The 23,615-nt window shown below is 62.4% G+C and carries 26 protein-coding genes and 1 pseudogene; 10 read left to right on the forward strand and 17 right to left on the reverse strand.

What is annotated here, in order from left to right:
• Positions 1-265: 265 nt before the first annotated feature.
• From O7A61_RS20510 to clpP, 4 genes are all read right to left on the reverse strand, one after another.
• Positions 266-538 (reverse strand): HU family DNA-binding protein, encoded by a 273-nt coding sequence (locus O7A61_RS20510; RefSeq protein WP_027143628.1) that lies wholly within the window; start codon positions 536-538, stop codon positions 266-268.
• Between the two features lie 196 nt (positions 539-734).
• Positions 735-3,146 carry an endopeptidase La gene (gene lon / locus O7A61_RS20515; protein WP_140506451.1) on the reverse strand — a complete coding sequence of 804 codons (2,412 nt, stop codon included), beginning with the start codon at positions 3,144-3,146 and terminating at the stop codon, positions 735-737.
• A gap of 274 nt (positions 3,147-3,420) precedes the next feature.
• Positions 3,421-4,695 (reverse strand): ATP-dependent Clp protease ATP-binding subunit ClpX, encoded by a 1,275-nt coding sequence (gene clpX, locus O7A61_RS20520; RefSeq protein WP_023759839.1) that lies wholly within the window; start codon positions 4,693-4,695, stop codon positions 3,421-3,423.
• 295 nt (positions 4,696-4,990) lie between these two features.
• Entirely contained in the window at positions 4,991-5,620 is a 630-nt protein-coding gene (gene clpP / locus O7A61_RS20525) for an ATP-dependent Clp endopeptidase proteolytic subunit ClpP (RefSeq protein WP_027028064.1), read from the reverse strand.
• A gap of 394 nt (positions 5,621-6,014) precedes the next feature.
• Here clpP and O7A61_RS20530 point away from each other — a divergent pair, with 394 nt between their 5' ends.
• Positions 6,015-6,608 carry a hypothetical protein gene (locus O7A61_RS20530; protein ID WP_337131358.1) on the forward strand — a complete coding sequence of 198 codons (594 nt, stop codon included), beginning with the start codon at positions 6,015-6,017 and terminating at the stop codon, positions 6,606-6,608.
• Positions 6,609-6,610: 2 nt separating this feature from the next.
• On the opposite strand, the gene O7A61_RS20535 is transcribed toward O7A61_RS20530, so the two are convergent.
• Positions 6,611-7,714 (reverse strand): NAD(P)/FAD-dependent oxidoreductase, encoded by a 1,104-nt coding sequence (locus O7A61_RS20535; protein WP_337131359.1) that lies wholly within the window; start codon positions 7,712-7,714, stop codon positions 6,611-6,613.
• 103 nt (positions 7,715-7,817) lie between these two features.
• On the opposite strand from O7A61_RS20535, the gene O7A61_RS20540 reads away from it, so the two are divergent.
• On the forward strand, positions 7,818-9,068 hold the full coding sequence (locus O7A61_RS20540; RefSeq protein ID WP_337131360.1) for a cytochrome P450: 1,251 nt from the start codon (positions 7,818-7,820) through the stop codon (positions 9,066-9,068).
• Between the two features lie 115 nt (positions 9,069-9,183).
• Here O7A61_RS20540 and O7A61_RS20545 read toward each other — a convergent pair whose 3' ends face one another.
• From O7A61_RS20545 to O7A61_RS20570, 6 genes are all read right to left on the reverse strand, one after another.
• On the reverse strand, positions 9,184-9,528 hold the full coding sequence (locus O7A61_RS20545) for a cupin domain-containing protein (protein WP_337131361.1): 345 nt from the start codon (positions 9,526-9,528) through the stop codon (positions 9,184-9,186).
• A 6-nt stretch (positions 9,529-9,534) separates the two neighbouring features.
• Positions 9,535-10,815, reverse strand: coding sequence for an O-acetylhomoserine aminocarboxypropyltransferase (locus tag O7A61_RS20550; RefSeq protein WP_337131362.1), 1,281 nt, complete (start codon positions 10,813-10,815; stop codon positions 9,535-9,537).
• A 190-nt stretch (positions 10,816-11,005) separates the two neighbouring features.
• Positions 11,006-11,527, reverse strand: coding sequence for a CoA-binding protein (locus O7A61_RS20555; RefSeq protein ID WP_140506460.1), 522 nt, complete (start codon positions 11,525-11,527; stop codon positions 11,006-11,008).
• On the reverse strand, positions 11,524-12,306 hold the full coding sequence (locus tag O7A61_RS20560; RefSeq protein ID WP_337131363.1) for an AAA family ATPase: 783 nt from the start codon (positions 12,304-12,306) through the stop codon (positions 11,524-11,526). Before O7A61_RS20560 ends, O7A61_RS20555 begins: the two co-directional genes overlap by 4 nt.
• Entirely contained in the window at positions 12,306-12,728 is a 423-nt protein-coding gene (locus O7A61_RS20565) for a VOC family protein (protein WP_337131364.1), read from the reverse strand. The genes O7A61_RS20560 and O7A61_RS20565 overlap by 1 nt, the downstream gene beginning before the upstream one ends.
• Before the next feature lie 10 nt (positions 12,729-12,738).
• Positions 12,739-13,563, reverse strand: coding sequence for an enoyl-CoA hydratase (locus O7A61_RS20570; RefSeq protein ID WP_337131365.1), 825 nt, complete (start codon positions 13,561-13,563; stop codon positions 12,739-12,741).
• Positions 13,564-13,729: 166 nt separating this feature from the next.
• Between O7A61_RS20570 and O7A61_RS20575 the strand changes: the two genes are divergently transcribed.
• The 3 genes from O7A61_RS20575 to rpsI all read left to right on the forward strand — a co-directional run bounded on the left by O7A61_RS20575 (position 13,730) and on the right by rpsI (position 15,351).
• Positions 13,730-14,194, forward strand: a complete 465-nt coding sequence (locus O7A61_RS20575; protein WP_337131380.1) for a PaaI family thioesterase — start codon at positions 13,730-13,732, stop codon at positions 14,192-14,194.
• Between the two features lie 214 nt (positions 14,195-14,408).
• Entirely contained in the window at positions 14,409-14,873 is a 465-nt protein-coding gene (gene rplM / locus O7A61_RS20580; protein WP_010915638.1) for a 50S ribosomal protein L13, read from the forward strand.
• Between the two features lies 1 nt (position 14,874).
• A complete protein-coding gene (gene rpsI, locus O7A61_RS20585; RefSeq protein ID WP_337131368.1) occupies positions 14,875-15,351 on the forward strand; it encodes a 30S ribosomal protein S9 in 477 nt (158 codons plus the stop codon).
• Between the two features lie 155 nt (positions 15,352-15,506).
• Here the strand turns inward: rpsI and O7A61_RS20590 are convergent, their stop codons facing one another.
• The 3 genes from O7A61_RS20590 to O7A61_RS20600 form a co-directional block, all read right to left on the reverse strand.
• Positions 15,507-16,562, reverse strand: a complete 1,056-nt coding sequence (locus O7A61_RS20590) for a glycerophosphodiester phosphodiesterase family protein (RefSeq protein WP_337131369.1) — start codon at positions 16,560-16,562, stop codon at positions 15,507-15,509.
• Positions 16,563-16,741: 179 nt separating this feature from the next.
• The gene (locus O7A61_RS20595) at positions 16,742-17,323 is read right to left on the reverse strand and encodes an acyltransferase family protein (protein WP_337131371.1); all 582 of its coding nucleotides are present in this window, start codon (positions 17,321-17,323) and stop codon (positions 16,742-16,744) included.
• Positions 17,307-17,948 carry an acyltransferase family protein gene (locus tag O7A61_RS20600; protein ID WP_337131372.1) on the reverse strand — a complete coding sequence of 214 codons (642 nt, stop codon included), beginning with the start codon at positions 17,946-17,948 and terminating at the stop codon, positions 17,307-17,309. Before O7A61_RS20600 ends, O7A61_RS20595 begins: the two co-directional genes overlap by 17 nt.
• Before the next feature lie 123 nt (positions 17,949-18,071).
• On the opposite strand from O7A61_RS20600, the gene speB reads away from it, so the two are divergent.
• From speB to O7A61_RS20615, 3 genes are read left to right on the forward strand one after another with little or no spacing between them, the layout of a single operon-like run.
• Positions 18,072-19,079, forward strand: coding sequence for an agmatinase (gene speB, locus O7A61_RS20605; RefSeq protein ID WP_027143614.1), 1,008 nt, complete (start codon positions 18,072-18,074; stop codon positions 19,077-19,079).
• Positions 19,080-19,109: 30 nt separating this feature from the next.
• On the forward strand, positions 19,110-20,036 hold the full coding sequence (gene argC, locus O7A61_RS20610; RefSeq protein WP_337131373.1) for an N-acetyl-gamma-glutamyl-phosphate reductase: 927 nt from the start codon (positions 19,110-19,112) through the stop codon (positions 20,034-20,036).
• A complete protein-coding gene (locus O7A61_RS20615) occupies positions 20,033-20,875 on the forward strand; it encodes an aminoglycoside phosphotransferase family protein (protein WP_337131374.1) in 843 nt (280 codons plus the stop codon). Before argC ends, O7A61_RS20615 begins: the two co-directional genes overlap by 4 nt.
• Positions 20,876-20,997: 122 nt before the next feature.
• Here O7A61_RS20615 and O7A61_RS20620 read toward each other — a convergent pair whose 3' ends face one another.
• The gene (locus O7A61_RS20620; RefSeq protein WP_337131376.1) at positions 20,998-22,089 is read right to left on the reverse strand and encodes a COX15/CtaA family protein; all 1,092 of its coding nucleotides are present in this window, start codon (positions 22,087-22,089) and stop codon (positions 20,998-21,000) included.
• 153 nt (positions 22,090-22,242) lie between these two features.
• On the opposite strand from O7A61_RS20620, the gene O7A61_RS20625 reads away from it, so the two are divergent.
• Entirely contained in the window at positions 22,243-22,458 is a 216-nt protein-coding gene (locus O7A61_RS20625; protein WP_027143610.1) for a DUF2842 domain-containing protein, read from the forward strand.
• A 23-nt stretch (positions 22,459-22,481) separates the two neighbouring features.
• On the opposite strand, the gene O7A61_RS20630 is transcribed toward O7A61_RS20625, so the two are convergent.
• Entirely contained in the window at positions 22,482-22,613 is a 132-nt protein-coding gene (locus O7A61_RS20630) for a hypothetical protein (RefSeq protein WP_337131377.1), read from the reverse strand.
• A gap of 53 nt (positions 22,614-22,666) precedes the next feature.
• Here O7A61_RS20630 and O7A61_RS20635 point away from each other — a divergent pair, with 53 nt between their 5' ends.
• On the forward strand, positions 22,667-23,050 hold the full coding sequence (locus tag O7A61_RS20635; protein WP_337131378.1) for a hypothetical protein: 384 nt from the start codon (positions 22,667-22,669) through the stop codon (positions 23,048-23,050).
• A gap of 24 nt (positions 23,051-23,074) precedes the next feature.
• Here O7A61_RS20635 and O7A61_RS20640 read toward each other — a convergent pair.
• A pseudogene (locus O7A61_RS20640) lies at positions 23,075-23,615 on the reverse strand (tyrosine-protein kinase family protein); the annotation flags it as partial.

A 23,615-nucleotide genomic window follows, 5' to 3' on the forward strand; every position in this document is an offset into this window, starting at 1 on the left:
GCCTGCCAGTGCCTGATTGCAGCCGCAGCGCAGAACATCAAGAAAATCGCCCTTTGCCAGTGGCCAAAGCCAAGAACCGGCTTCGCCTGAGGCCCAAGAACCACCCGGTGTGCCTCCTGCGCCATCCCGTCAAATTATCCTGACACCACAATCGCAAATCCATTCAGTCCCATAAAACAAAACCCCGCCGAAATTCGACGGGGGTTTGTCAGCAGTCTGAGCCGGGCAAGCCCGGCTTTTCTGGTCTTTTGCAAATTAAATGCGCTTAGTTGACGGCGTCCTTGAGGCCTTTGCCGGCCGAGAACTTCGGCACGGTGCGCGCCGGGATCTGAACTTCGGCGCCGGTCTGGGGGTTGCGGCCGGTGGATGCAGCGCGCTTTGACACGGTGAAATTGCCAAAGCCGACAAGCCGGACATCGCCGCCCTTCTTCAGTTCGCCGGAGATGACAGAAAACACTGCATCGACCGCCGACTGCGCGTCACCCTTCGAAATGCTCGCGGCGTCGGCGACAGCGGACACCAGTTCGTTCTTGTTCATAAAAATTCCCTTCCATGAGAACACCGGAACTTACGACTCATCCGGCAGGAAACGGACTTTAGAAAGAAGCGTTGCCGCAACCAAGTCGAAAAGGCAGGAAAAAAGCGGAAAAAGCCCGGAATTCCGGGGTTTTTCACATGAAAAAGCCGGGCGCGAGGCCCGGCTTTCTGTTTGTGCGCTGCAACTTTAGAAAAAACTAATGCGCAAGCGACTTTCCGGCATCGTCGGCACTGTCGGTCGTGGCCGGCGGATTCACCGGCTCGACCCATTCGATCGGCTCCGGCATCCGCACCAGCGCGTGGCGCAACACCTCACCGACGCGTGAGACCGGAATGATTTCCATGCCGTTCTTCACGTTGTCCGGAATCTCCGCCAGATCCTTGGCGTTGTCTTCCGGGATCAGCACCTTCTTGATGCCGCCGCGCAGCGCGGCGAGCAGCTTCTCCTTGAGGCCACCGATCGGCAAGATGCGGCCGCGAAGCGTTATCTCGCCAGTCATCGCCACATCGGCCCGAACCGGAATACCCGTCAGCACCGACACAATGGCCGTAGCCATGGCCGCGCCCGCGGACGGGCCGTCCTTCGGCGTTGCGCCTTCCGGCAAGTGAACGTGGATGTCGCGCTTGTCGAACAGCGGCGGCTCGATGCCGAAATCGATGGCGCGCGAGCGGACATAGGAGGCCGCCGCCGAAATCGATTCCTTCATCACGTCGCGCAGATTGCCGGTCACCGTCATGCGGCCCTTGCCGGGCATCATGACACCTTCGACCGTCAGCAGCTCGCCGCCGACCTCCGTCCAGGCAAGACCGGTGACGACACCGACCTGATCGTCAGCCTCGACCTGGCCGAAGCGGTAGCGCTGAACACCGAGATAGTCGGCGAGGTTCGCCGCAGTGATGCTCACCGTCTTCTTCTTCGTCTTCAGGATCTCGGTCACCGCCTTGCGCCCGAGCTTCATCAGCTCGCGCTCCAGGCTTCTGACGCCCGCTTCACGGGTGTAGGTCTGGATGATGGCGCGGATCGCGTCCTCACCGACGGAGAACTCCTTCGGCTGCAGCGCGTGATCGCGGATCACCTTCGGCATCAGGTGCCGCTTGGCAATCTCGATCTTCTCGTCCTCGGTGTAGCCGGCGATACGGATGATCTCCATGCGGTCCATCAGGGGCGCAGGGATGTTCAGCGTGTTGGCCGTCGTCACGAACATCACGCTCGACAGGTCGTATTCGACCTCGAGGTAATGATCCATGAACGTCGAGTTCTGTTCGGGATCGAGCACCTCGAGCAGGGCCGACGACGGATCGCCACGGAAGTCCTGGCCCATCTTGTCGATCTCGTCGAGCAGGAAGAGCGGGTTGGACTTCTTTGCCTTCTTCATCGACTGGATGACCTTGCCGGGCATCGAGCCGATATAGGTGCGCCGGTGACCACGGATCTCGGCTTCGTCACGCACGCCGCCGAGCGCCATGCGGATGAACTCGCGACCGGTTGCCTTGGCGATCGACTTGCCGAGCGAGGTCTTGCCGACACCGGGAGGGCCGACGAGGCACAGGATCGGCCCCTTCAGCTTCTTCTGGCGGCTTTGCACGGCAAGGTACTCGACGATGCGGTCCTTGACCTTGTCGAGGCCGAAGTGATCGGTGTCGAGGACGTTCTGCGCGTAGGCCAGGTCCTGCTTGACCTTGGAGTTCTTGCCCCACGGGATCGACAGCAGCCAATCGAGATAGTTGCGCACGACCGTCGATTCAGCCGACATCGGCGACATCGTCCTGAGCTTCTTCAATTCGGCTTCCGCCTTTTCGCGAGCCTCCTTGGAGAGCTTGGTTTTCTTGATGCGCGCCTCGATCTCGGCGGCCTCGTCGCGGCCGTCCTCGCCTTCGCCGAGTTCCTTCTGGATCGCCTTCATCTGCTCGTTGAGGTAGTATTCGCGCTGCGTCTTCTCCATCTGGCGCTTGACGCGCGAGCGGATGCGCTTCTCCACCTGCAGGACGGAGATTTCGGCTTCCATGAAGCCCATCGCCTTTTCCAGCCGCTCCTTAACGGAAAGCGTGGCCAGCATTTCCTGCTTTTCAGGGATCTTGATGGCGAGATGCGAGGCAACCGTGTCGGCGAGCTTGGAATAGTCGTCGATCTGGCTTGCGGCACCCACCACTTCGGGCGAGATCTTCTTGTTCAGCTTGACGTAGTTCTCGAAGTCGGTGACGACCGAGCGGGCAAGGGCCTCGACCTCTACCTCTTCCTCTTCCGGCTCGACCAGCGCCGCGGCCTTGGCCTCGTGGAAGTCGGGACGGTCGGTGAAGGAGACGATTTTCGCACGCGAGGCGCCCTCGACCAGAACCTTGACGGTGCCGTCGGGCAGCTTCAGCAATTGCAGCACATTGGCGAGCGTGCCGATGTCGAAGATCGCATCGGGCTCGGGATCGTCATCGGCGGCATTCATCTGGGTGGCAAGCAGGATCTGCTTTTCCTGACCCATCACCTCTTCCAGCGCCTTGATCGACTTTTCACGCCCGACGAAGAGCGGAACGATCATGTGCGGGAACACCACGATGTCGCGCAGTGGGAGGACTGCGAAGACGCCGTCGCTGGGAGCCTTGGATATTTTGGCCATTGTCCAACCTTTCATGTCGCGGCCACCATCAGGCCAACCGCGAATCTCATATTAACGACCGGGGATCGTTCCGCCTACCACCGTTTATGACGGGAGTTTTACAGCACAGAAATCGGGCACCTCGGCCTTCTCGTGTTAGGTGGAGGCAGGCGGGCCAAAGATCAAGAGTTAACATGGTCCGCAATCCATTCCATCGCGAAGGTGTGCCGGTTCCTCACAGCAAAACGGCGCCGCATGGGCGCCGTTCCACAAAAATATAGGGCCAAGTGCCATATCAGGCGCTGACATTGCCCTTCTTTTCCTTCTGTTCGGAATAGATGTAGAGCGGCCGGGCGCTGCCGGTCACCACCTCTTCCGAAATCACCACCTCGCGCACGCCTTCGAGCGCGGGCAGTTCGAACATCGTGTCGAGCAGGATCGCTTCCATGATCGAACGCAGGCCGCGCGCGCCGGTCTTGCGCTCAATGGCGCGCTTGGCGATCGCCGAAAGCGCGTTCTCGTGGAAGGTCAGGTCGACATTTTCCATCTCGAACAGGCGCTGATACTGCTTGACCAGCGCGTTCTTCGGCTCGGTCAGGATCTGGATCAATGCCGGCTCGTCGAGATCTTCGAGCGTCGCCAGGACCGGCAGACGACCGACGAATTCCGGAATGAGGCCGAATTTCAACAGATCCTCGGGCTCGACCAGGCGGAAAACGTCACCAGTGCGGCGATCCTCCGGCGACGCGACGATGGCGCCGAAACCGATCGAGGTTTTCCTGCCACGGTCCGAGATGATCTTGTCCAGCCCGGCGAAGGCGCCGCCGCAGATGAACAGGATGTTGGCGGTGTCGACCTGCAGGAATTCCTGCTGCGGGTGCTTGCGGCCGCCCTGCGGCGGCACGGAGGCGACCGTGCCTTCCATGATCTTGAGCAGCGCCTGCTGCACGCCCTCGCCCGACACGTCGCGGGTGATCGAGGGATTGTCGGACTTGCGCGAAATCTTGTCGATTTCGTCGATGTAGACGATGCCGCGCTGGGCGCGCTCGACATTGTAGTCGGCCGACTGCAACAGCTTCAGGATGATGTTCTCGACGTCCTCGCCGACGTAACCGGCCTCGGTCAGCGTCGTGGCGTCCGCCATGGTGAAGGGCACGTCGATGATGCGGGCCAGCGTCTGCGCGAGCAGCGTCTTGCCGCAGCCGGTCGGGCCGATCAGCAGGATATTGGACTTGGCCAGCTCGACGTCGTTGTTCTTGCCGGCATGCGCGAGGCGCTTGTAGTGGTTGTGGACCGCCACCGACAGCACGCGCTTGGCGTAGGGCTGGCCGATGACGTAGTCGTCGAGAACCTTGAGGATCTCCTGCGGGGTCGGCACGCCCTCGCGCGACTTCACCATCGAGGTCTTGTTCTCCTCGCGGATGATGTCCATGCACAGCTCGACGCACTCGTCGCAGATGAACACCGTTGGGCCGGCGATCAGCTTGCGCACCTCGTGCTGGCTTTTGCCGCAAAACGAGCAATAGAGCGTGTTCTTGGAATCACCGCTGTTGTTGCCGACCTTGCTCATTTTCATGTCCTTTCATGGCCGCCCGCCGATGGTCTGGCTGAAAGGGCGCATACTCTATTTATCGCGGGAATCCGCCGCCGCCAGTCTTCCGGCTCCCGCAACGTATTCCGTACGAAACACAAATCAGAAAACGTGGCAATGATTCGCAGCTTCCCCACGCAAAGCTAAGCCGTCGAAAATCAACATAGCCTTAACGTAGGCAATCCCGACCTCCGAGGGAACAGCCAATTGTGGCCGAAATGACGCAAGACACGCCAAAAGCGCGTGATGGTGCCATCCAACTGCCAACTAGCCTTTATGCCAACGCCCCCTCGGCCGCCTCGCGCGACGAAATGACCTTGTCGATCAGGCCGAAATCCTTGGCCTCGTCGGCAGTCATGAAATGGTCGCGGTCGAGCGTCTTCTCGATCTCGTCATAGCTCTTGCCGGTGTGCTTGACATAGACCTCGTTGAGGCGACGCTTCAGCTTGATGATGTCCTGGGCGTGACGCTCGATATCGGACGCCTGGCCCTGGAAGCCGCCGGACGGCTGGTGAACCATGATGCGGGCGTTCGGCGTCGCGAAACGCATGTCCTTGTGACCGGCGGTCAGCAGCAGCGAGCCCATCGAGGCCGCCTGGCCGATGCACAACGTCGACACGGCCGGCTTGATGAACTGCATGGTGTCGTAGATCGCCATGCCCGATGTGACGACGCCGCCTGGCGAATTGATGTAGAGGTTGATTTCCTTCTTCGGGTTCTCGGCTTCGAGGAACAGGAGCTGAGCGCAGACCAGCGTCGCCATGCCGTCCTCGACCGGACCTGTGATGAAAATGATGCGCTCCTTGAGGAGGCGCGAGAAAATGTCGTAGGCCCGCTCGCCGCGATTGGTCTGTTCGACCACCATCGGAACGAGGTTCATGTAGGTTTCGACGGGATTCTTCATCAGTTATCTCTTGTCTCGCGGTGGGATTCCGGCGCCGGACAGGCTGGCAGCTCGGGCAGAATCGGTTCTGGATCGTCAAGATGTAAATAGGATGCCGGCTCATCCTTGTGCAAGGCCGACCCGTCCTAGCCATCTGGGTAAGTCGAATCAAGCTTCCGGGCAAGGATTAGCAGCAGCTGATGCCACACCGACCCGAAATACCGAGCCGGCCCCCGCCAGGTAGCAGTTTCTTAACCTCGTCACTTAACGAAATGCGCCGAAACCGCTTTTCTCCGCAACGGCCTCCCCTACAATTCAACGTTGAACTTGCGGCTTTGTTTTTATGCATGTCGTTGCCCCAAAACCGAGGTTCACTTTTGGGCGCCATGCAATAGAGTTCAAACGGGGGAGTGTCATGGTCGGGAAAACCGCATGCTTCGCCATTGCCGGGCTGACCCTGCTCGGCTCGATTTCGCAAACGGCGGCAGGCGGCCGCGCCGTCGAATGCTACGAGCCCGTCCGCACACCGGCCGTTTACGACACCGTCTACGAAGACATCATGGTCAGCCCTCCCGGCCAGCAGATCGTCGACTATGATCCGCCGATCTATGGCACCCGTGAGCGTGTGGTGATGACCGTTCCGGCACAAGTTCAATATGAAGTGGTCCCGGCAATCACCCGGACCATCTACCGCACCGTCAGGGTCGATGGCGGCGGCTACTCCTGGGAATGGCGCGTCATCCATGGCCGCCGGGTGCTGTGCAAGGTCTGGCACAAGGCACGCTACGAACGCGTCGCCGAGACGGTGGTGATCCAGCCCGAGCGAACGCGGCGCGTCGTCATTCCGGCGCAATATGACAGCATCGCCGAGGAGGTGCTGGTGCGGCCCGAGCAAAGGCGCGTCATCGATATTCCCGCCGCCTACCAGACCGTCCTGCGGCGCGTGCTGGTCAGGGAAGGCTCATCCGGCTGGAGGCGGGTGCATATTCCCAGATATTGCCGGGACTGAGCCTAGGCCACCTCGGCCCGCAGCCAAGCTTTCAGGCTGGTGACATCGCCTTCGCCGACAGCTTTCCCAACACGGCGCCCGACGGCGGCGCCAAATTTGTAGCCGTGGCCCGAGCACGCGGAGACGACCAGGCACTTGCCTGTCTCATGCGCCAGGAATTTCTCGTCTGGCGTGAAGGTGTAGGCGCAGGTAACCACTTCGGTCACCTTGTACTCCTCGATCCGGGCGATCGGCGGCGAAAACAGGTTGCGGATCGCCTCGCCCTCGCCCGGCACCGGCTCGCGATTCCAGTCGGCGTCGCTGGTCGGCACCTTGTGCAGGCCTGAGCCGAATTTCATGCCCGCGCCACGGGTGGGCGGGATCATGTAGCCGTCGGTCTTGCCGCCGACATCGAGAATGACGGGCGCCGCCTCCCAGGCCGCCTTGAGGTCGGCGGGGGGTTCGACATAGGCGAGCGCGGTGCGAAAGGTCTTCAATTCGCCGCCGAGTTCGGGGAATAGCTTCAGCACCCAGGCGCCGGCGGCAACGACTATGCGGTCTGCCTGCATCGTCTCGCCGCTTTCCAGCACGATATGGCCGGCCTCGGCATCGATCTCCGTCACCTTGCTGTGCTCGTAGACGTTGGCTCCGTTGGCGCGCAGCCAGTTGGCGAGCCCCGCCGCTATTCCGCGGCAATGCAGCGCGCCGCCTTCCCTGGAGAAATAGGCATAGCGGAACGAGCCGGCCTCAAGGAACGGCCAGCGCTTCACGGCAGCGTCCGGCTCCAGCAGTTCGAAAGGGAAATTCCCCTCTTCCAGGCCCTCGCGGTATTCCTCGGCCTCATCGCCGGGCTCGCGCGAAACGCAGACGAATCCGCGCGCATCGAGGTGGTTCTCGCCGAGATCGGCCCACATCTCGTCCCAGGCCTCATAGGCTTCGGTGATCAGTCGCCCATAGCCGGTTCCAGCGCGGTAGGCGCGGCGGATGATACGATGATGATCGCCCGATGCCGCCAGCGGATTGGGAATCGGCCCCTGCTCGACGATCGACACGGCGTGGCCCGCCTTGACCAGCGACCACGCGGTGGAGAGACCGGCGATACCCGCGCCGACAACGATCACATTCATCCGTTCAGACTTTCCGCAACCTTATGGCTGGCTCAATGCATCGGGCTGTCGGACGCAACATACGGTCTGGAACCGGGCTGGCAAGCCGCGCTATGGGTCTGGCATGACCAAATCGACGCTCCCGTATCTGGCCTTTGATCCAGCCACTCGCCGGCTCAGGCTCGAACCGCGCGAACCGGCTTTCTTCCTGAACCCGTACGAGGCCTACGGCTTCCTGCACGACGCGTCGAATGCATTCTTCTGGGAAGAGTTCGGCTTCTGGTGTTTTGGCGGCTTTGGCGATGTCAACAGACTGCTGCGCGACCGCCGTTTCGGCCGCCAGAACCCGGCAGGCATCCCAGACAGCCGCGGTGTCGGCCAAGACAGGACCCATCTCAAGGCATTTGACGGCATCGAAGCCAACTCGATGCTGGAACTGGAGCCGCCGGTGCACACGCGGCTGAGGACATTGGTCAACCGTGCCTTCGTCTCGCGTCAGGTCGAACGGGTGCGGCCGCGTGTCGAGGCACTCGCCAACGAATTGATCGATCGTTTCGAACCTGGCAAGGCCGTTGACCTCCTGCCGGCCTTCGCCTCCCCGCTGCCGATCACCATCATCGCCGAAATGCTCGGCGTGCCGGTGGAGATAGGCCCGCAACTGCTCGACTGGTCGCATCGGATGGTCGCCATGTATATCCATGGCCGCACCCGCGAGACCGAGGACACGGCCAACCGTGCCGCGGGCGAATTCTCCGACTTCCTGCGTGGCTACGTGACCGAGCGGCGCAAGAAGCCGGGCGATGACTTGCTGTCGCTGCTGATCTCGGCCCAGGAAGACGGCCAGAAACTGTCCGAGGACGAACTGGTCTCCTCGGCCATCCTGTTGCTCAACGCCGGCCATGAAGCGACCGTGCACCAGACCGGCAACGCCATCCATTCCATCCTGGCACAAGGCGGCGACCCGCGCCGCTTCTTCACCTCACCGAAAGCGACAGCAGCGACGGTCGAGGAATGCCTGCGCTTCGACGCGCCGCTGCACATGTTCATGCGCTATGCCTATGAGGAGATCGAAATCGCGCCCGGCATCGTCGTGCGGCCGGGCCAGACGATCGGACTTTTGCTTGGCATGGCCAATCATGACCCGCACGCCTTTGCCGAACCGCAGGCCTTCCGGCAAGAGCGCACCGACCAGAAGAACGTGTCTTTCGGCGCCGGTATCCATTTCTGCATCGGCGCGCCGCTCGCCCGCCTCGAACTGCAGGTTTCGCTGAAGACTTTGTTCGAGCGGCACCCGCGACTGCATCTTGCCGAACAGCCCCGCTTCCGCGACACTTACCACTTCCATGGGCTGGAGGCGCTCTCCGTGCGCTTCTGACCGTGGTGGGCTGGGGCTTTTCGAGAGGCGCGATCGCGCTCGCCGTGACGATTCTGCTCGGCTGCATGGCTGACGCCGTGGCCCAGCAGCCGGAGAATATCCGGCGGCAAGATGATCAAAGCTTGATCACATACTCCTTGCGAGTCGTTTCAAGCACTTCCCAGCTTCCCCTGAAGCCCGGCCGCAGCACGAAGCTGTCGCCGGCCTTGACGGTGCGCGCTTCCCCACCCTCTTCCGCGATCACCGAGACGCCTGAGAGAATGTGGCAGAATTCCCATTCGTCATAGACGATGCGCCATTTGCCGGGGGTCGATTCCCAGATGCCGGCATAGAGGCCGCCGTCGCGCTCCTCGACGTTCCAGGTGCGGAATTTCGGATCGCCCGAGATCAGACGATCCGGCGCGGGCGCTCCGGATTCGGGCACGACGCTTTTGGTGTCGACGGAAAGAAACGCGGTCATATCAGGTCAGACCTTGGCGAGTGCCTGTTCGAGGTCGGCGACAATGTCGGTGACATCCTCGATGCCGATGGACAGCCGCACAGTGTCCGGGCCAGCGCCGGCCTTGACCTTCTGCTCGTCGGAAAGCTGGCGGTGCGTGGTCGACGCCGGGTGGATGACCAGCGACTTGGTGTCGCCGACATTGGCCAGATGCGAGAAGAGCTCGAGTGCTTCGACGAACTTGATGCCAGCCTCGTAGCCGCCCTTGAGGCCGAAGGTAAAGACGGCGCCGGCGCCTTCAGGCGAGTATTTCTTCTGCAACGCATTGTTCTTGTCGCTGGGCAGGCCGGGATAATTCACCCAGGCGACCTTGGGGTGGTTGGACAGCCAGCCGGCGACCGTGATCGCGTTGTCGCAGTGCCGCTGCATGCGCAGCGGCAAGGTTTCGAGGCCGGTGAGGATAAGGAAGGCATTGAACGGCGAGATCGCCGGGCCGAGATCGCGCAGGCCGAGCACACGGGCGGCGATGGCGAAAGCGAAATTGCCAAAGGTTTCGTGCAGCACGAGGCCGCCATATTCGGGGCGCGGCTCCGACAGCATCGGGTACTTGCCCGACTTCGACCAGTCGAAGGTGCCGCCGTCGACAATGACGCCGCCGATCGAGTTGCCGTGGCCGCCCATGAACTTGGTCAGCGAATGGACGACGATATCGGCGCCGTGCTCGATCGGGCGGATGAGGTAGGGCGAGGCGAGCGTGTTGTCGACGATCAGCGGCAGGCCATGCTTGCGGGCGATGTCGCCGATCTTCCCGATATCGACGAAGGTGCCGCCCGGATTGGCCAGGCTCTCGATGAAGATCGCCTTGGTCCTGTCGTCGATCTGGTTCTCGAAGGTCGAGAGATCATTGGTGTCGGCCCAGCGTACCTCCCAGCCATAATTCTTGAAGGCATGGCCGAACTGGTTGATCGAACCACCGTAAAGCTTGTTGGCGGCGACGAAATTGTCGCCGGGCTGCATCAGATTGTGGAACACGATGACCTGCGCGGCATGGCCGGATGCAACCGCAAGCGCAGCGGTGCCGCCCTCGAGAGCCGCGACGCGCTCTTCGAGCACTGCCTGGGTGGGATTCATGATGCGGGTGTAGATGTTGCCGAACGCCTGCAGCCCGAACAGCGAAGCGGCGTGGTCGGCGTCATCGAAGACGAAGGAGGTCGTCTGGTAGATCGGCGTGGCGCGCGCGCCGGTGGCCGGATCGGGCTTGGCGCCGGCGTGGACCGCGAGCGTGTTGAAACCGGGCGAACGGGTCACTGAAACCTCCCTTTGAAACTTTTAATTGGCGGGGCATTCTTGGCGAAGCGCGGCCTGGAATGCAAAGAAGAAAATACCTTTCGGCGTGCGATCCGCGATGAACGCACGGGAAACTCAATCGCTTCCCGAAAAAATTTTGCGCACCGGCAGTTGACTGGAATCTTTTGCGAAAAAGCGATCCCGGATCACGTCACTTCTGGCGCACGCCAAAACTCTGGAAGCCCTGGCGCATAAGCGGCTTTTTCGACGACAGGACGCCGGAGTTGACGCCGGTCCAGCCGATCTCGCCGGAGAGCTTGCCATATTCGATCTTGGGGCAGCGGTTCATCACCACCTTGATGCCGGCGGCTTCGGCGCGGGCGGCTGCCTCGTCATGGCGCACGCCAAGCTGCATCCAGATGACTTTCGGCAAGGGATCGAGCGCCAGCACCTCGTCGACGATACCGGGAACCGCGGCTGCATTGCGGAAGACATCGACCATGTCGATCGGCTCCGGGATGTCGGCCAGCCTGGCATAGGTCATCCGGCCGAGGATTTCCTTGCCGGCCTGGCCGGGATTGATCGGGAACACCGAAAACCCCTTGGCCAGCAGATATTTCAGCACGAAATAGCTCGGCCTGACATCATTGGCCGACGCGCCGACCATGGCGACGGTCTTCACCGCATTGAGGATGCCGCCGATATAGGTGTTGTCGTAGCTATCGTGGTTCATGCCTCGTCCTCATACAACGCCTCAGCGAGAAAACCATCCGGGTCATTGCTGAAATCGCGCAGCATGCGGAAGTGGTCGGTATCACGAAAATCAGAGGGCTCGAGCCCGAAGCGGCTGATGCGGAACAGTTGCGCGCCGGGACAGGCCATCAGCAGCGGCGAATGGGTCGCCATGATCACTTGCGCTGTGCCCGACTGGTCCATGCGCCGAAGCATCTTCAGCAATTCGATCTGGCGCGTCGGTGAAAGCGCGCTTTCGGGCTCGTCGAGAATATAGATGCCTTGCCTGCGGCAGCGCTCCTCGAAGAAGCGGATGAAGCCTTCGCCATGCGACCAGGACAGGAAATCCGGCGGCGACGGCTTGAACGGGTCCTCCAGCGCCGCCTGATCGAGGTAGCGGGCCACGGAGTAAAAGGATTCAGCACGAAAGAACCAGCCGGCGGTGACTTTTGGCAACCAGTGGCCACGGAATGTGTTCGCCAGTGCGGCTCCACTCTTGTCGATGGCACTGGAGTGGTCGACCGGACGGTAGCCTTTGCCACCGCCGGCCTCGTCATAGCCGGCCAGCGCGCCGATCGCCTCGAGCAGCGTGGATTTACCGGTGCCGTTCTCGCCGACGATGATGGTGATGGGCGTGGCGAATTCGAGCTCGAACTCGTGGCCGCGAAACAGCGGCAGGTTCCAAAGGTATTTCTCCCAGTCCGTCACGCGCTCCGGGTCGAGCAGAATGCGCTTGAGATACGGTGCCTTGAGCCGTGTCAGCTGCTTGCGATAAGCCATCAATCAGGCAGCGAAATCGTGCCGTCTTCCGCGATCGGGAAGGCCGGATTGTGCGCCACTTCCCAAACATGCCCGTCTGCATCGGCGAAGTACCCATACCAGCCTCCCCAGAAGGCACGGTCGGCCGGCTTGACGATACGCCCGCCGGCCTTCTCGGCCATGGCGAGCACCTCGTCGACTTCGGCGTCCGAGCGGGTGTTGTAGGCGAGATAGACGGCCGAGGGCGCTTGGGCGAAGGTGATGCCCGAATCCTCCTCGGCGCTGGCGCGCGGGAACAGACCGAGGATGGCGCCGCCCATTTGGAAAAAGGCGACACCGTCGGTGATGCCCGCGTGGCGCCTCAGACCCATCGCCTCGTAGAAACGCACGGCGCGATCCAAATTGTCGGTGGCGATGGTGATGATGGAGATGCGCGGTTCCATGATCCTCGTCCTATTCGTCCGTCCACTCCGGCTTGCGTTTGCCGATGAAAGCACCAATGCCCTCTTCCGCGTCCCGCGCCAGCATGTTCTCGACCATGACGCGGCCGGTATAGGCGTAGGCATCCGCCAAGCCCATCTCGGCCTGAGCGTAAAAAGCTTCCTTGCCGGTCTTCACCACCAAGGAGGATTTGGAAGCAATGGTTTGGGCGTATTTGGTGACAATCTGATTCAGGTACTCGCGCGGCACGACGCGGTTGACGAGGCCGAATTCCTTCGCCGTTGCGGCGTCGATCGTCTCGCCGGTCAAGAGCATCTCCATCGCCTGCTTGCGCGAGACGTTGCGCGACAGCGCCACCATCGGCGTCGAACAGAACAGGCCGATATTGACGCCCGGCGTGCAGAAGGTCGCCTCATGCGAGGCGATCGCAAGGTCGCAACTGGCGACCAGTTGCAGGCCGGCGGCTGTCGCCAGGCCGTCGACCTCGGCGATGACAGGCAGGGGATGGCGCACGATGGTCTGCATCAGGGTCGCGCAAGCGGCAAACGTCTCTTCGAAGAAGGCCTTGCCGTGATCGGCCTCGGCGCGCCGCGCGGTCATTTCCTTGAGGTCGTGGCCGGCGCAAAACACCTTGCCGGCCGCCGACAGCACGATGACGCGAACGGCTTTGTCGGCCTTGGCGCGGTCGAGTTCCGCCGTCAGCGCCGCCATCACAGCCAGCGACAGGGCGTTGGCGGGCGGATTGGCGAGCGTCAGGCGCAGCACGCCGTTATCCAGCCTCGTCGTGACCGGGCCCTCGTCGGCGGCAGCAGGCTTGATGGCAAGGATTTCGGCCATGGCTAAGGTCTCCGCGATTCCGGTCGTGCTGGCACAGTATCTAATATCGGATCGGCTTTCGTCCAACACCCATTGCTTGCGCCAGGATCGCTTGCGCCGGGATGAAGGTGTTGCCAGAAATGCCGCGCTGCGTTCATACAAGCCTGGCACAAAACGAGAGGCCGACATGCCCGCCCAGAACAATCTCAAGCCCGTGCTGACCGCAGCGCAAGTCAATGTGCTGATGGAGACCGTCTATCCCCAACTCAACGAACAGTTCAAATATTACGAGGCGATCGACGTGTTCCCAGGCGGCTGCATTGTGCGGCTCAACGCCGGCGAGCGGCACCTGCGTCCTGGCGGAACTGTATCCGGTCCGTCGCTGTTCACGCTGGCCGACATTGGCGGATATGTCTGTGTGCTTTCCCACGCCGGGCCGGACGCGCTTTCTGTTACCGTCAACCTCGACATCAACTTCGTCCGCAAGGCCGAGGCCGGGCCGATCGATGGTCATTGCCGCATCCTGAAGCTGGGAAAGAGCCTGATGGTGTTCGACATCGACATCGTCGCCGGCCCGGGTGGACACACGATCGCGCATGCCACGGGCACCTATTCGATCCCGCCGCAGCGCGCCACTGATGTGGTAAAATAATACCTTTAGATCAACATATTGTTTTTACAGAATTTTCTGCGCGGCACGACTTTCCCGCTGCCTTGACGCAACCACTGCCCTCGCCTATAAGCCCTCACGAAGCAGCGGCCCGCAAAGGCCGCCGTTTTGTTATTGGCTGGGGACAAACGTCTTTCGCCAATCCAAGCAACAAGAAACGCCTTCCCCGCGAAGGTCAAAACCGAGAGCAGAAAACATGACAACCTTTTCGCAGAAGCCTGCGGATGTGGTGAAGAAGTGGATCCTGATCGACGCCGAGGGTCTCGTCGTCGGCCGTCTTGCCACTGTCATCGCCAATCATCTTCGCGGCAAGCACAAGCCGACCTTCACCCCGCATGTCGACGACGGCGACAATGTCATCGTCATCAATGCCGACAAGGTGGTGTTCACCGGCAAGAAGTTCACCGACAAGGTCTATTACTGGCACACCGGCCACCCCGGCGGCATCAAGGAGCGCACCGCGCGCCAGCTGCTCGAGGGCCGTTTCCCCGAGCGTGTCGTCGAGAAGGCCGTTGAGCGCATGGTTCCGCGTGGTCCGCTCGGCCGTCGCCAGATGAAGAACCTGCGCGTTTATGCAGGCGCGGAGCATCCGCATGTCGCCCAGCAGCCAGAAGTCCTCGACGTGGCCAAGCTGAATTCCAAGAACAAGAAGGTCGCATAAGATGGCTGAGCTTTCCTCGCTCGCAGAACTGGGCACCGGCAACACGAACACGCAGGCCGCGGCTCCCGTCCACGTCCAGAAGCTCGACAAGTCGGGCCGCGCCTATGCCACCGGCAAGCGCAAGAACGCCATCGCGCGCGTCTGGGTGAAGCCGGGTTCCGGCAGGATCGTCGTCAATGACAAGGAATTCGCGACCTATTTCGCGCGTCCGGTCCTGCAGATGATCCTCAACCAGCCGATCATCGCCTCCAACCGTTCGGGCCAGTACGACATCGTCGCCACCGTCGTCGGCGGCGGCTTGTCCGGCCAGGCCGGTGCCGTGCGTCACGGCATCTCCAAGGCGCTGACCTACTATGAGCCGGCGCTGCGCGCCGTGCTCAAGAAGGGCGGTTTCCTGACCCGCGACAGCCGCGTCGTCGAGCGCAAGAAGTACGGCAAGGCCAAGGCCCGTCGCTCCTTCCAGTTCTCGAAGCGCTAGGCGTTTCGAACTCCGATATCGAAAAAGGCCGCCTCCGAGCGGCCTTTTTTGCTTTTGGGCTACAGATTTGATTGATCGACAGGTGCGGGACAGCGCCCCTCCGACCTGCCGGGCAACTCAGGAGAGAGGGAGAGCGGCAGCTTCAGCCGCCACTCCTAATTGATGCTGGCTGTATGCGCCGGTTCTGTCGGCAGCTTGTCGGCATAAGACACGCGATAACCATTCGCCGCCAGCCAGCCGACCGCGGCCTTCGGCTCGTCGGTCTGGATGATGGTGGCGCCGCGATCGGCCCAGAAGCCCCAGGCTTCGCGCGGCAGGCTGGCCTGGACCGCCAGTTCATCACCACGGCCGCCAGCGAGGAAGCCGCCCGGTTTGTTGACGATGGCGTAGGTGTCGGCCCAGATATGCCAGTCGCCCCTCACCGCCTCGGCGCGCATGCGGGTGCTGAACAGCGCCCCGCCGGTTTCGGTCAACGTGTCGGCGCCCGCCCTCCAGTTGATCAGCTCGATCGCGCGCGGCGCGAAAGCATGGTCGACCGTCGAGGCGAAGCCGGCATCATGCACCGCGTCATCGGCGATGATCGGCATGAACTGGAAGCCATCGCCTGCCGCGGCCATGGCGGCCCTCACCGTGGTGATCCTGTTCTGGTTCCACAGGTTTTCCTTGACGATGACTTGTTCGGCAATGCCGAGATCCCGAGCCACCGCGATCATGCCCGGGAGGTCGCCGACTTCGAGCTTGTTGTCGAGATTGATGAGGATCCTGTCCCTTGTCGCCATCAGCATCTCGCGCAACGTCGAGACGGTCTCGTTGGTGACGGCATGGGTGCCCTCGATCACCAGCCGGCATCTCTTCAGTTCGGCCAGCGTGTAGTTGAGGACCTCGCCCTTGCAGGTGGTCGTGCGGTCCAGCCAGCTGTCATGCATGACGATGAACTCGCCGTCCTTCGAGCGCCGGATATCGACCTCGACAATTTCGGCGCCGATCGCGATCGAGCCTTCCACGGCGGCAAGCGAGTTTTCCGCATAGAGCGTCTTGCCGGCCTGCATGCTGCCGGCGCGATGGGCAGCCACCATGACATGGTCGCGCCACTGGTTGGCATGTTCGAAGCGGTCGAGGATCTGCCTGGCGCGAGTTTCGCCGGCGAAGGCCTGACCGGAGGCGGCCGCCAGCGCGGTGGAAAGCAGAAGGCTCAGGCAGATCGTCCGCATCGAGAATCGCTCCTTGCGAGCCGGGGATAGGCGACATCGGTGACATCCAGGTGAACGAAGCCGGCTAAAGCGCGTCGCGTCGAAACGGATTTGGATCCTTGTTTTTACACATGTCGTCTTCCCCAAAACCGAAAGTCACTTTTGGGCGACATGCTGTAGCGGTTGGCCGGCGATGTGGGTCAGATGCGCTTCGACAGCCGGCGGAACCAAGCCATTGCAGGCATTTCGACCAGGCACCATGTGACCCATGACACGGCGATGGTGGCGGCGAGCATGACGACGATCGCCACAGTCCCTGTCCATCCGGCGCCAAAGCCGGTCGCGGGCTCGCCACGCAGTACTATGTCGCCAATCAAGCCGAGGCCGAGTTTGCGCTCGACGATCCCGGCGGCATTGATCAGGCGCGCCTGGACGAAGATGTAGACCATGTAGATCGAATAGGACAACGCGCCGAGGGTCAGCATGAACGGCGTCCTGAGCAACGCGCTGATCCAGCCGCCTTCATGGGCGAAGAGAAACAGCGCCAAGGCGAACACCAGGGGCGCGGCAATGCCGGCGTCGTTGTCGCCCGCCAGCGAGATAAAGAGAACGATGACGGCCACCATGACGATTTCGGCAAGAGTCCAGCTCATCCGCGGGCCGTTTGCGAGCAAAACCTGTCGCGCCCCTGCAATGGAATCATGCTGAAACCAGGCCAACAGGGCGCCGAGCGAGAAGCCGTAGAGGCAGCGGATGAAGCCGAAATCATAGGACACATCCATATGATGCGTGGAGAAGCCGAGCAGGAACAGCGGCGCGATGACGGCGGCGGCAACGAACCATATCCAGGCGCGCGCCGGCGACGAAGACCACGCCGGCAAACAGGAGACAGGCAAAAAACCCGGCCGAAATGCTCCAGCTTGGCGCGTTCCACGTCAACCGATCCTCGAAGCCGACACCTTGCAGCAAAAGGAGATTGGCAGCCAAGCTCTTGAGGTCGAAGCCGCAGGTGAAGGGAGCTGCCCCCGTGCCATGCAATTGCGGCAGCACCAGCCGCAACAGCTCGAAGGCGGTAAAGGCGGCAAGCATGACCAGATGCAGCGGGTAGATGCGGCCGAAACGGACCAGCGCAAAGCGGGTAACCTCTCCCGGCCGGCCCAGCCGATTGGCATAGCTCGAGGCGATGACAAAGCCGGAAAGGACAAAGAAGAAATCGACGAAAAGATAGGACGAACCGATAAAGCTGCTCTGCGAGATCGTCGAGGCGATCGGGAAATGAAACAGCGCCACCAGCAACGCGCAGATGCCGCGCCACGAATCGAGAACCTGGAAGCGATCGCCGGCGATCGTGCCGGCGTGGGTCGACACCACGGCATCCGACGGATTAAGAAACGCGGTCTGCGTCATGATGATACAAATCCTGTCTTGCCGTGGCACCCGGGCGGCACGGTTTCGTCTCCCCAAGCTGTGACTGGCATCCTCCATGCCGGTTTTGTAGTTGTTGCACCCCGATGAAAACGAGGACCAGTAATGGCGACCAAGAACATCGACCATGCCTTCACCACCCGCTCCAAAACGGGTGGCGCCCTTGAGCCGACCTATTCCGGCGCGCTGTCTTTCATGCGGCGCAAATACACCAAGGACGTGAGGGGCGCGGATGCGGTGGTGTGGGGCATTCCCTTCGACGCCGCCGTCACCAACCGGCCGGGCGCCCGGTTCGGGCCGCAGGCGATCCGCCGCGCCTCGGCGATCCTCGACAACGACCCGCAATACCCGTTTTCACGCGATCTGTTCGAGCACCTCGCCGTGGTCGATTATGGCGACTGCCTGCTCGATTCGGGGAACCATCAGAAGACGCCCGGCACGATCGAGCGCGAGGCGGCCAAGATCCTGAAATCCGGCGCCTTCCTGCTGACGCTCGGCGGCGACCATTTCGTCACCTGGCCGCTGCTCAAGGCGCACGCCGCCATCCACGGGCCGCTCGCCTTGGTGCAGTTCGACGCCCACCAGGACACTTGGCCCGATGACGGCAAGCGCATCGATCATGGGTCCTTCGTCGGCCGCGCGGTCAAGGAAGGCATCATCGATCCCGACCGCTCGATCCAGATCGGCATCCGCACCCATGCGCCCGACACGTTCGGCATCAAGATCCTGCATGGTCATGAAATCGAGGAAATGCGCGCCTCCGACATCGCCTACGCCATCGTTGATCGCACCGGGGGCAGGAAGACCTATCTGACCTTCGACATCGACTGCCTCGATCCGGCCTATGCGCCGGGAACCGGCACACCGGTTTCGGGGGGGCCGTCGTCAGCGAAGATCCTGTCGACTCTGCGTCAGCTCAACCAGGTCGATATTGTCGGTGCCGATGTCGTGGAGGTTGCGCCGGCCTATGATCACGCCGATATAACGGCGATCGCCGGTTCGATGGTGGCCATGCAGTATCTCGGCCTGCTGGCGGAACGAAAGGCCCGGCTCGATGAGTTGAACAGCGGCGACCACAATGGCGCCGCGGTCAATCATGGCAACGGCATATAGTTTTGAGATATCAGGGAATTTGATCAGGCAATGAAACCGAAAATCTTCATCGACGGCGAGCACGGCACCACCGGCCTCCAGATCCGGGCGCTGCTTGCCGAGCGCGGCGATCTGGAGATCATTTCCATTCCGGTCGAGCGCCGCAAGGAAACGGCCGCGCGCGCCGAATTCCTCAACGCCGCCGATATCGCGATCCTGTGCTTGCCCGACGATGCGGCCAAGGAAAGCGTCTCGCTGATCGCCAACGACACCACCAAGGTCATCGATGCGTCGACGGCGCATCGCGTGGCCGAAGGCTGGGAATATGGCTTCGCCGAATTGGACAAGGAGCAGGCGAAGAGGATCGCCACGGCCAAGCGCGTCGCCAATCCCGGCTGCTGGCCGCAGGGGCCGATCGCGACGCTCAGGCCATTGGTCACGGCAGGCCTGCTGCCGGCCAATTTCCCGATCTCGGTCAACGGCATTACGGGTTATTCGGGCGGCGGGCGCCCGATGATCGAGGACTACGTCGCCAAGGGCGAGGACGCCTCGGAGTTCCTGCCCTATGGCCTGACCTTGCAGCACAAGCACGTGCCGGAATTGAAGGCCTATGCGAAGCTGTCGCACGATCCGATCATGCAGCCGGCGGTGGGCAATTTCGCGCAAGGCATGATCACGGTTGTGCCGTTGCAACTCGGTGGCCTCGACCGCGTACCGACAGGTGCCGAACTTCACGCCGCCATTGCGGACCATTTCGCCGCGATCAAGGGCGGTGTGGTCGAGGTGGCTCCCTATGCGCATCTGGAGCGCGTGCCTGACATCGATCCGGAGGTCTACAACGGCACCAACCGCATGAAGGTCTATGTCTTTGCCAACGACGGCAGAGCTCAGGCGCTGCTGCTGGCGGTCTACGACAATCTCGGCAAGGGTGCTTCCGGTGCAGCCGTCCAGAACATGGACCTGATGCTCGGTCTGTGATGAACGCGCCGGCCTTTCCACGGCGCTGGAAAGTCAGCGAACCCGAACTCATAGCCGAGACCTTTTCGAGCCGCATCTGGAAGGTGCGGCTCGAGGACGGCTCACCAGCCATTGTGAAGGCACTGAAGCCGTTCGACGACGTTGCCGACGAGTTGCGCGGCGAGCATTTCCTTGCCTGGCGGCGCGGCGAAGGCGCGGTGCGGCTTCTGGGCCGTGACGGGCATTCCATGCTGCTCGAATATGGCGGGGACACACTTCTGTCGCAGGTTCTCGTCGAACAAGGCGACAATGCAGCGACCGCCATCGCGGCGGATGTGATGGCGAAATTGTTTTCGCCATCTGATCACCCCTACCCGTCCGAGCTTCAGCCGCTCAGGGAGCGGTTCGCCAGCCTCTTCAAGAAAGCCGCAACCGATCATGGCATCGGTGGTGACAGCCTTTATGTCGAGGCCGGCGCCATCGCGGAACGACTGCTGGCCAATCCGCATGACATCAGGCCGCTGCATGGCGATCTGCATCACGAAAACATCCTGCGGGGACCGCGCGGCTGGCTGGTGATCGATCCGAAGGGCGTGCTCGGTGATCCCGGTTTTGATGCCGCCAACATGTTCTACAACCCGCTCGACCGCGATGCACTTTGCCTCGCCCCGGAGCGGATCGCGCATATGGCCGAGATCTTTGCCCGGACGCTGGGACAATCACCGGCGGCAATACTGGACCATGCCATCGCCTATGGTTGTCTGTCCGCGTCCTGGCACCATGAGGACGACAATGCGGTCGAGGAGAACCGCGAACTGTCGATCGCCGCGGCGATCCGGGCAGTGCGGGCGCGTTTCTGACCCGGGGAAGAGCCGAAGCGAGCGCTTGTTGACCATGATCGGTTACGGACCTGCCCCTCACCAGGGATTTGTTATGCTCAGAGCGACGCAGTCGAATGAATTCTGGATGTGACTGGCCGCACTCAGCGTCCGACGGTAACCTCGTTGGGCAAGGGATAAGCGCCCTTGGTGCCGCGCCAATGCGCGGCGGCAAAGCCCAGCACGACAAGCGCAAAGGCCTGATGGGTCAGGGCCATATGCAGGGGCACCTGCATCAACAGAGTACCGATACCGATCGAAGCCTGGACCAGCACCAGAACAAACAACAGTGTCGCGGGTCGCGCATGCGTTGAGCCGGGCAGCCGCCGACGCGTGGCGATCATGTGCCAGAGCGCGACGGCGAAGACCGTATAGGCACCAAGCCGGTGAATGAACTGCACCGTTTTCGGGTTCTCGAAGAAGTTGCGCCACGCCGGCTCGAGGACGAGCAGATCGCCTGGAATGATCCTGCCGTCCATCAGCGGCCAGGTGTTGTAGCTCATGCCGGCGTCGAGACCGGCGACCAGGCCGCCGAGATAAATCTGGATCAGCGCCAGAAGCACGATGAAGCCGGCCAGACGCTGCGTCGAGCGATCGGCCGCGGGCTCGGAATGCGGCGCCAGGCCGCGCGCGACGACCATGGTCGCGGTGAAGATCAGTGCCGCCAGCGTGAGATGCGTCGCCAGCCTGTACTGGCTCACCGACACCCGGTCGACAAGGCCGGAGGCCACCATCCACCAGCCGATGGCCCCCTGCAGCCCGCCGAGAAGCAGAATGCCGACCAGTTTCGGCCCAAGGCCGCGCTCGATACGGCGCGCCGCCCAGAAGACCAGCAGCGGCAGGGCGAAGACCAGGCCGACGCTGCGCGCCAGCAGGCGATGTGCCCATTCCCACCAGAAGATAGACTTGAACGCTTCGACGCTCATGCCCTTGTTGAGCTCGGTATATTGCGGGATCTGCTGATAGCGCTGGAATTCCTCCTGCCACTCGGCGTCGTTGAGCGGCGGGATGACGCCATGGATCGGCTGCCATTCGGTGATCGACAGGCCGGATTCAGTCAACCGCGTGGCGCCGCCAACCAGCACCAGCGCGAACAGCACTAGGAGCACGACGTACAGCCAGCCGCGTACGAGTGCCCGGTTATAGAGGTCGCGGTCGCGGGCCTGATAGGGCGCGGCGGCAGTGATGGCGGCCATGGATATATCCCGGCAGGTTGAATGTCGCGGATTGGTGAACCATCGCACTCCCGCTGGCAAGACCGCGCAGCGCGGCACGCCGTCGCGCCCGGTGTCGCGGGTTGCGCGTGCCTCGCGTTCGGCCTAAGCGAGAGCCATCAACGAGGCCAAGCCATGCCCATTCGACTGAAAAAACTGATCGGAATGTTCCTGCTATTGGCGCTGGTCATCATCTACGCACTGGTCGCCTCGATCTTCGCGGTCGCCCGCCTGTCGGAATCGGGCGCGCTGGTGCAATTCCTGTTCTTCCTACTCAGCGGCCTGCTCTGGGTGCTGCCGGCGATGGGCATCATCAAGTGGCTGATGCTGGAGCCACGGGCCAAGCGCTGAGCCCTGCCCGGTCAGGCGGTACATCAGACAGTAACGAGCATCTTGCCGGCATTGGCGAGCGGGGTCGTCACGCCTGACAGCATGGTGCGGATGCGGGCCAGGCTCTGGTAGCGGCCATTGACCGAAATGTAACAGGGCCTGCAGGAAGCCGGCATGTTCGGCGCGCAGCACGCCGTGGCGGGTGGTCACGGCGGGGGCATAGCCGGCGTTGCGCGCAAAGCACACTTCGCGGCAGCCGGACAGGCGGCCCCCTTTCCAGTGGCTGCAGCCGCCGCATCGCGCGCTGGCGGCGATCACGCCACGGGGAACGGCCGGCTATGCGGTAGCGCGATCCTGCCGCAACGGTTTCAAGATCGGCCCGATCTTCGCCGACGATACGCGGACCGCACTGAACCTGCTCGAAGACCTGGCGGGCGCCTGCGAAGGAGGAGACCTTCACATCGACGTTCCGGCCAGCAAGGTGGACTTCGTCGCGGCGCTCGAGGCGGCAGGCTTCTCACCGACCTTCACCACCACGCGCATGTACAAAGGCGCGCCACCAAGGCTCGACGCCAACAGGATATTCGGCGTGACGACGCTGGAACTGGGATAGGCCAGGTGCCTTTGAGTGGCTCTTTCAGGCCGCTGAACGCCGCCCCGGCACCGGATTGCCTGGCGGCTCGTGCCCGAGCGGCGTCACCAGCGTCAGGTCGGGATAGCCGCTCTCGATCAGCTTGACCGCGGCCTGCGTCACCTCGTCGTCAGGCTCCAGCATGGACAGGAACACCTCGGTGGCCTCGCCGTCCAGACGGCCGATACCTTGTGCGTCGGCCGGCCCGCATTCGACCACCACCAGATCATAGGCTGTCGTCAGCGACTGCATGATGATCGGCAGCCGGTCGGCGGCGCGCATGGCACGGACCGGATCGGCGGTGCCGACGGGAATGACATGGCAGTCTGAATAGAGGTCGGCATGGATCACGTCGCTGAACTGCGCCTGCGACGCCAGCAGATTGGTGATGCCGGGGAAAAGCCCGCTGTCCAGCATCGGCCGCGACGCAGCTCCCGAGGCCGTGAGGTCGAGCAGCAGGACACGCAACCCGGCGTCGGAAACCTCGCGCGCCACCAGGACCGCCGACGCCGCCGCCTCGTCGCCCTCGGGGGAAACGAATATGGCG

The sequence above is a fragment of the Mesorhizobium sp. Cs1321R2N1 genome, from assembly GCF_037179725.1.
GTDB lineage: Bacteria > Pseudomonadota > Alphaproteobacteria > Rhizobiales > Rhizobiaceae > Mesorhizobium > Mesorhizobium salmacidum.

Excerpts from the sequence above, each read along its gene's own strand:
- O7A61_RS20565 (WP_337131364.1), bottom strand. The coding sequence starts at position 12,728 with ATGGAACCGCGCATCTCCATCATCACCATCGCCACCGACAATTTGGAT.
- O7A61_RS20560 (WP_337131363.1), bottom strand. The coding sequence starts at position 12,306 with ATGGCTTATCGCAAGCAGCTGACACGGCTCAAGGCACCGTATCTCAAG.
- O7A61_RS20510 (WP_027143628.1), bottom strand. The coding sequence starts at position 538 with ATGAACAAGAACGAACTGGTGTCCGCTGTCGCCGACGCCGCGAGCATT.
- O7A61_RS20620 (WP_337131376.1), bottom strand. The coding sequence starts at position 22,089 with ATGGCCGCCATCACTGCCGCCGCGCCCTATCAGGCCCGCGACCGCGAC.
- clpP (WP_027028064.1), bottom strand. The coding sequence starts at position 5,620 with ATGAAGAATCCCGTCGAAACCTACATGAACCTCGTTCCGATGGTGGTC.
- O7A61_RS20630 (WP_337131377.1), bottom strand. The coding sequence starts at position 22,613 with ATGCCGGCTTCCTGCAGGCCCTGTTACATTTCGGTCAATGGCCGCTAC.
- clpX (WP_023759839.1), bottom strand. The coding sequence starts at position 4,695 with ATGAGCAAGGTCGGCAACAACAGCGGTGATTCCAAGAACACGCTCTAT.
- O7A61_RS20530 (WP_337131358.1), top strand. The coding sequence starts at position 6,015 with ATGGTCGGGAAAACCGCATGCTTCGCCATTGCCGGGCTGACCCTGCTC.
- argC (WP_337131373.1), top strand. The coding sequence starts at position 19,110 with ATGAAACCGAAAATCTTCATCGACGGCGAGCACGGCACCACCGGCCTC.
- O7A61_RS20625 (WP_027143610.1), top strand. The coding sequence starts at position 22,243 with ATGCCCATTCGACTGAAAAAACTGATCGGAATGTTCCTGCTATTGGCG.
- O7A61_RS20595 (WP_337131371.1), bottom strand. The coding sequence starts at position 17,323 with ATGGATGTGTCCTATGATTTCGGCTTCATCCGCTGCCTCTACGGCTTC.
- O7A61_RS20540 (WP_337131360.1), top strand. The coding sequence starts at position 7,818 with ATGACCAAATCGACGCTCCCGTATCTGGCCTTTGATCCAGCCACTCGC.
- O7A61_RS20590 (WP_337131369.1), bottom strand. The coding sequence starts at position 16,562 with ATGCGGACGATCTGCCTGAGCCTTCTGCTTTCCACCGCGCTGGCGGCC.
- O7A61_RS20555 (WP_140506460.1), bottom strand. The coding sequence starts at position 11,527 with ATGAACCACGATAGCTACGACAACACCTATATCGGCGGCATCCTCAAT.
- O7A61_RS20535 (WP_337131359.1), bottom strand. The coding sequence starts at position 7,714 with ATGAATGTGATCGTTGTCGGCGCGGGTATCGCCGGTCTCTCCACCGCG.
- rpsI (WP_337131368.1), top strand. The coding sequence starts at position 14,875 with ATGGCTGAGCTTTCCTCGCTCGCAGAACTGGGCACCGGCAACACGAAC.
- rplM (WP_010915638.1), top strand. The coding sequence starts at position 14,409 with ATGACAACCTTTTCGCAGAAGCCTGCGGATGTGGTGAAGAAGTGGATC.
- O7A61_RS20570 (WP_337131365.1), bottom strand. The coding sequence starts at position 13,563 with ATGGCCGAAATCCTTGCCATCAAGCCTGCTGCCGCCGACGAGGGCCCG.
- O7A61_RS20600 (WP_337131372.1), bottom strand. The coding sequence starts at position 17,948 with ATGACGCAGACCGCGTTTCTTAATCCGTCGGATGCCGTGGTGTCGACC.
- speB (WP_027143614.1), top strand. The coding sequence starts at position 18,072 with ATGGCGACCAAGAACATCGACCATGCCTTCACCACCCGCTCCAAAACG.
- O7A61_RS20545 (WP_337131361.1), bottom strand. The coding sequence starts at position 9,528 with ATGACCGCGTTTCTTTCCGTCGACACCAAAAGCGTCGTGCCCGAATCC.
- lon (WP_140506451.1), bottom strand. The coding sequence starts at position 3,146 with ATGGCCAAAATATCCAAGGCTCCCAGCGACGGCGTCTTCGCAGTCCTC.
- O7A61_RS20575 (WP_337131380.1), top strand. The coding sequence starts at position 13,730 with ATGCCCGCCCAGAACAATCTCAAGCCCGTGCTGACCGCAGCGCAAGTC.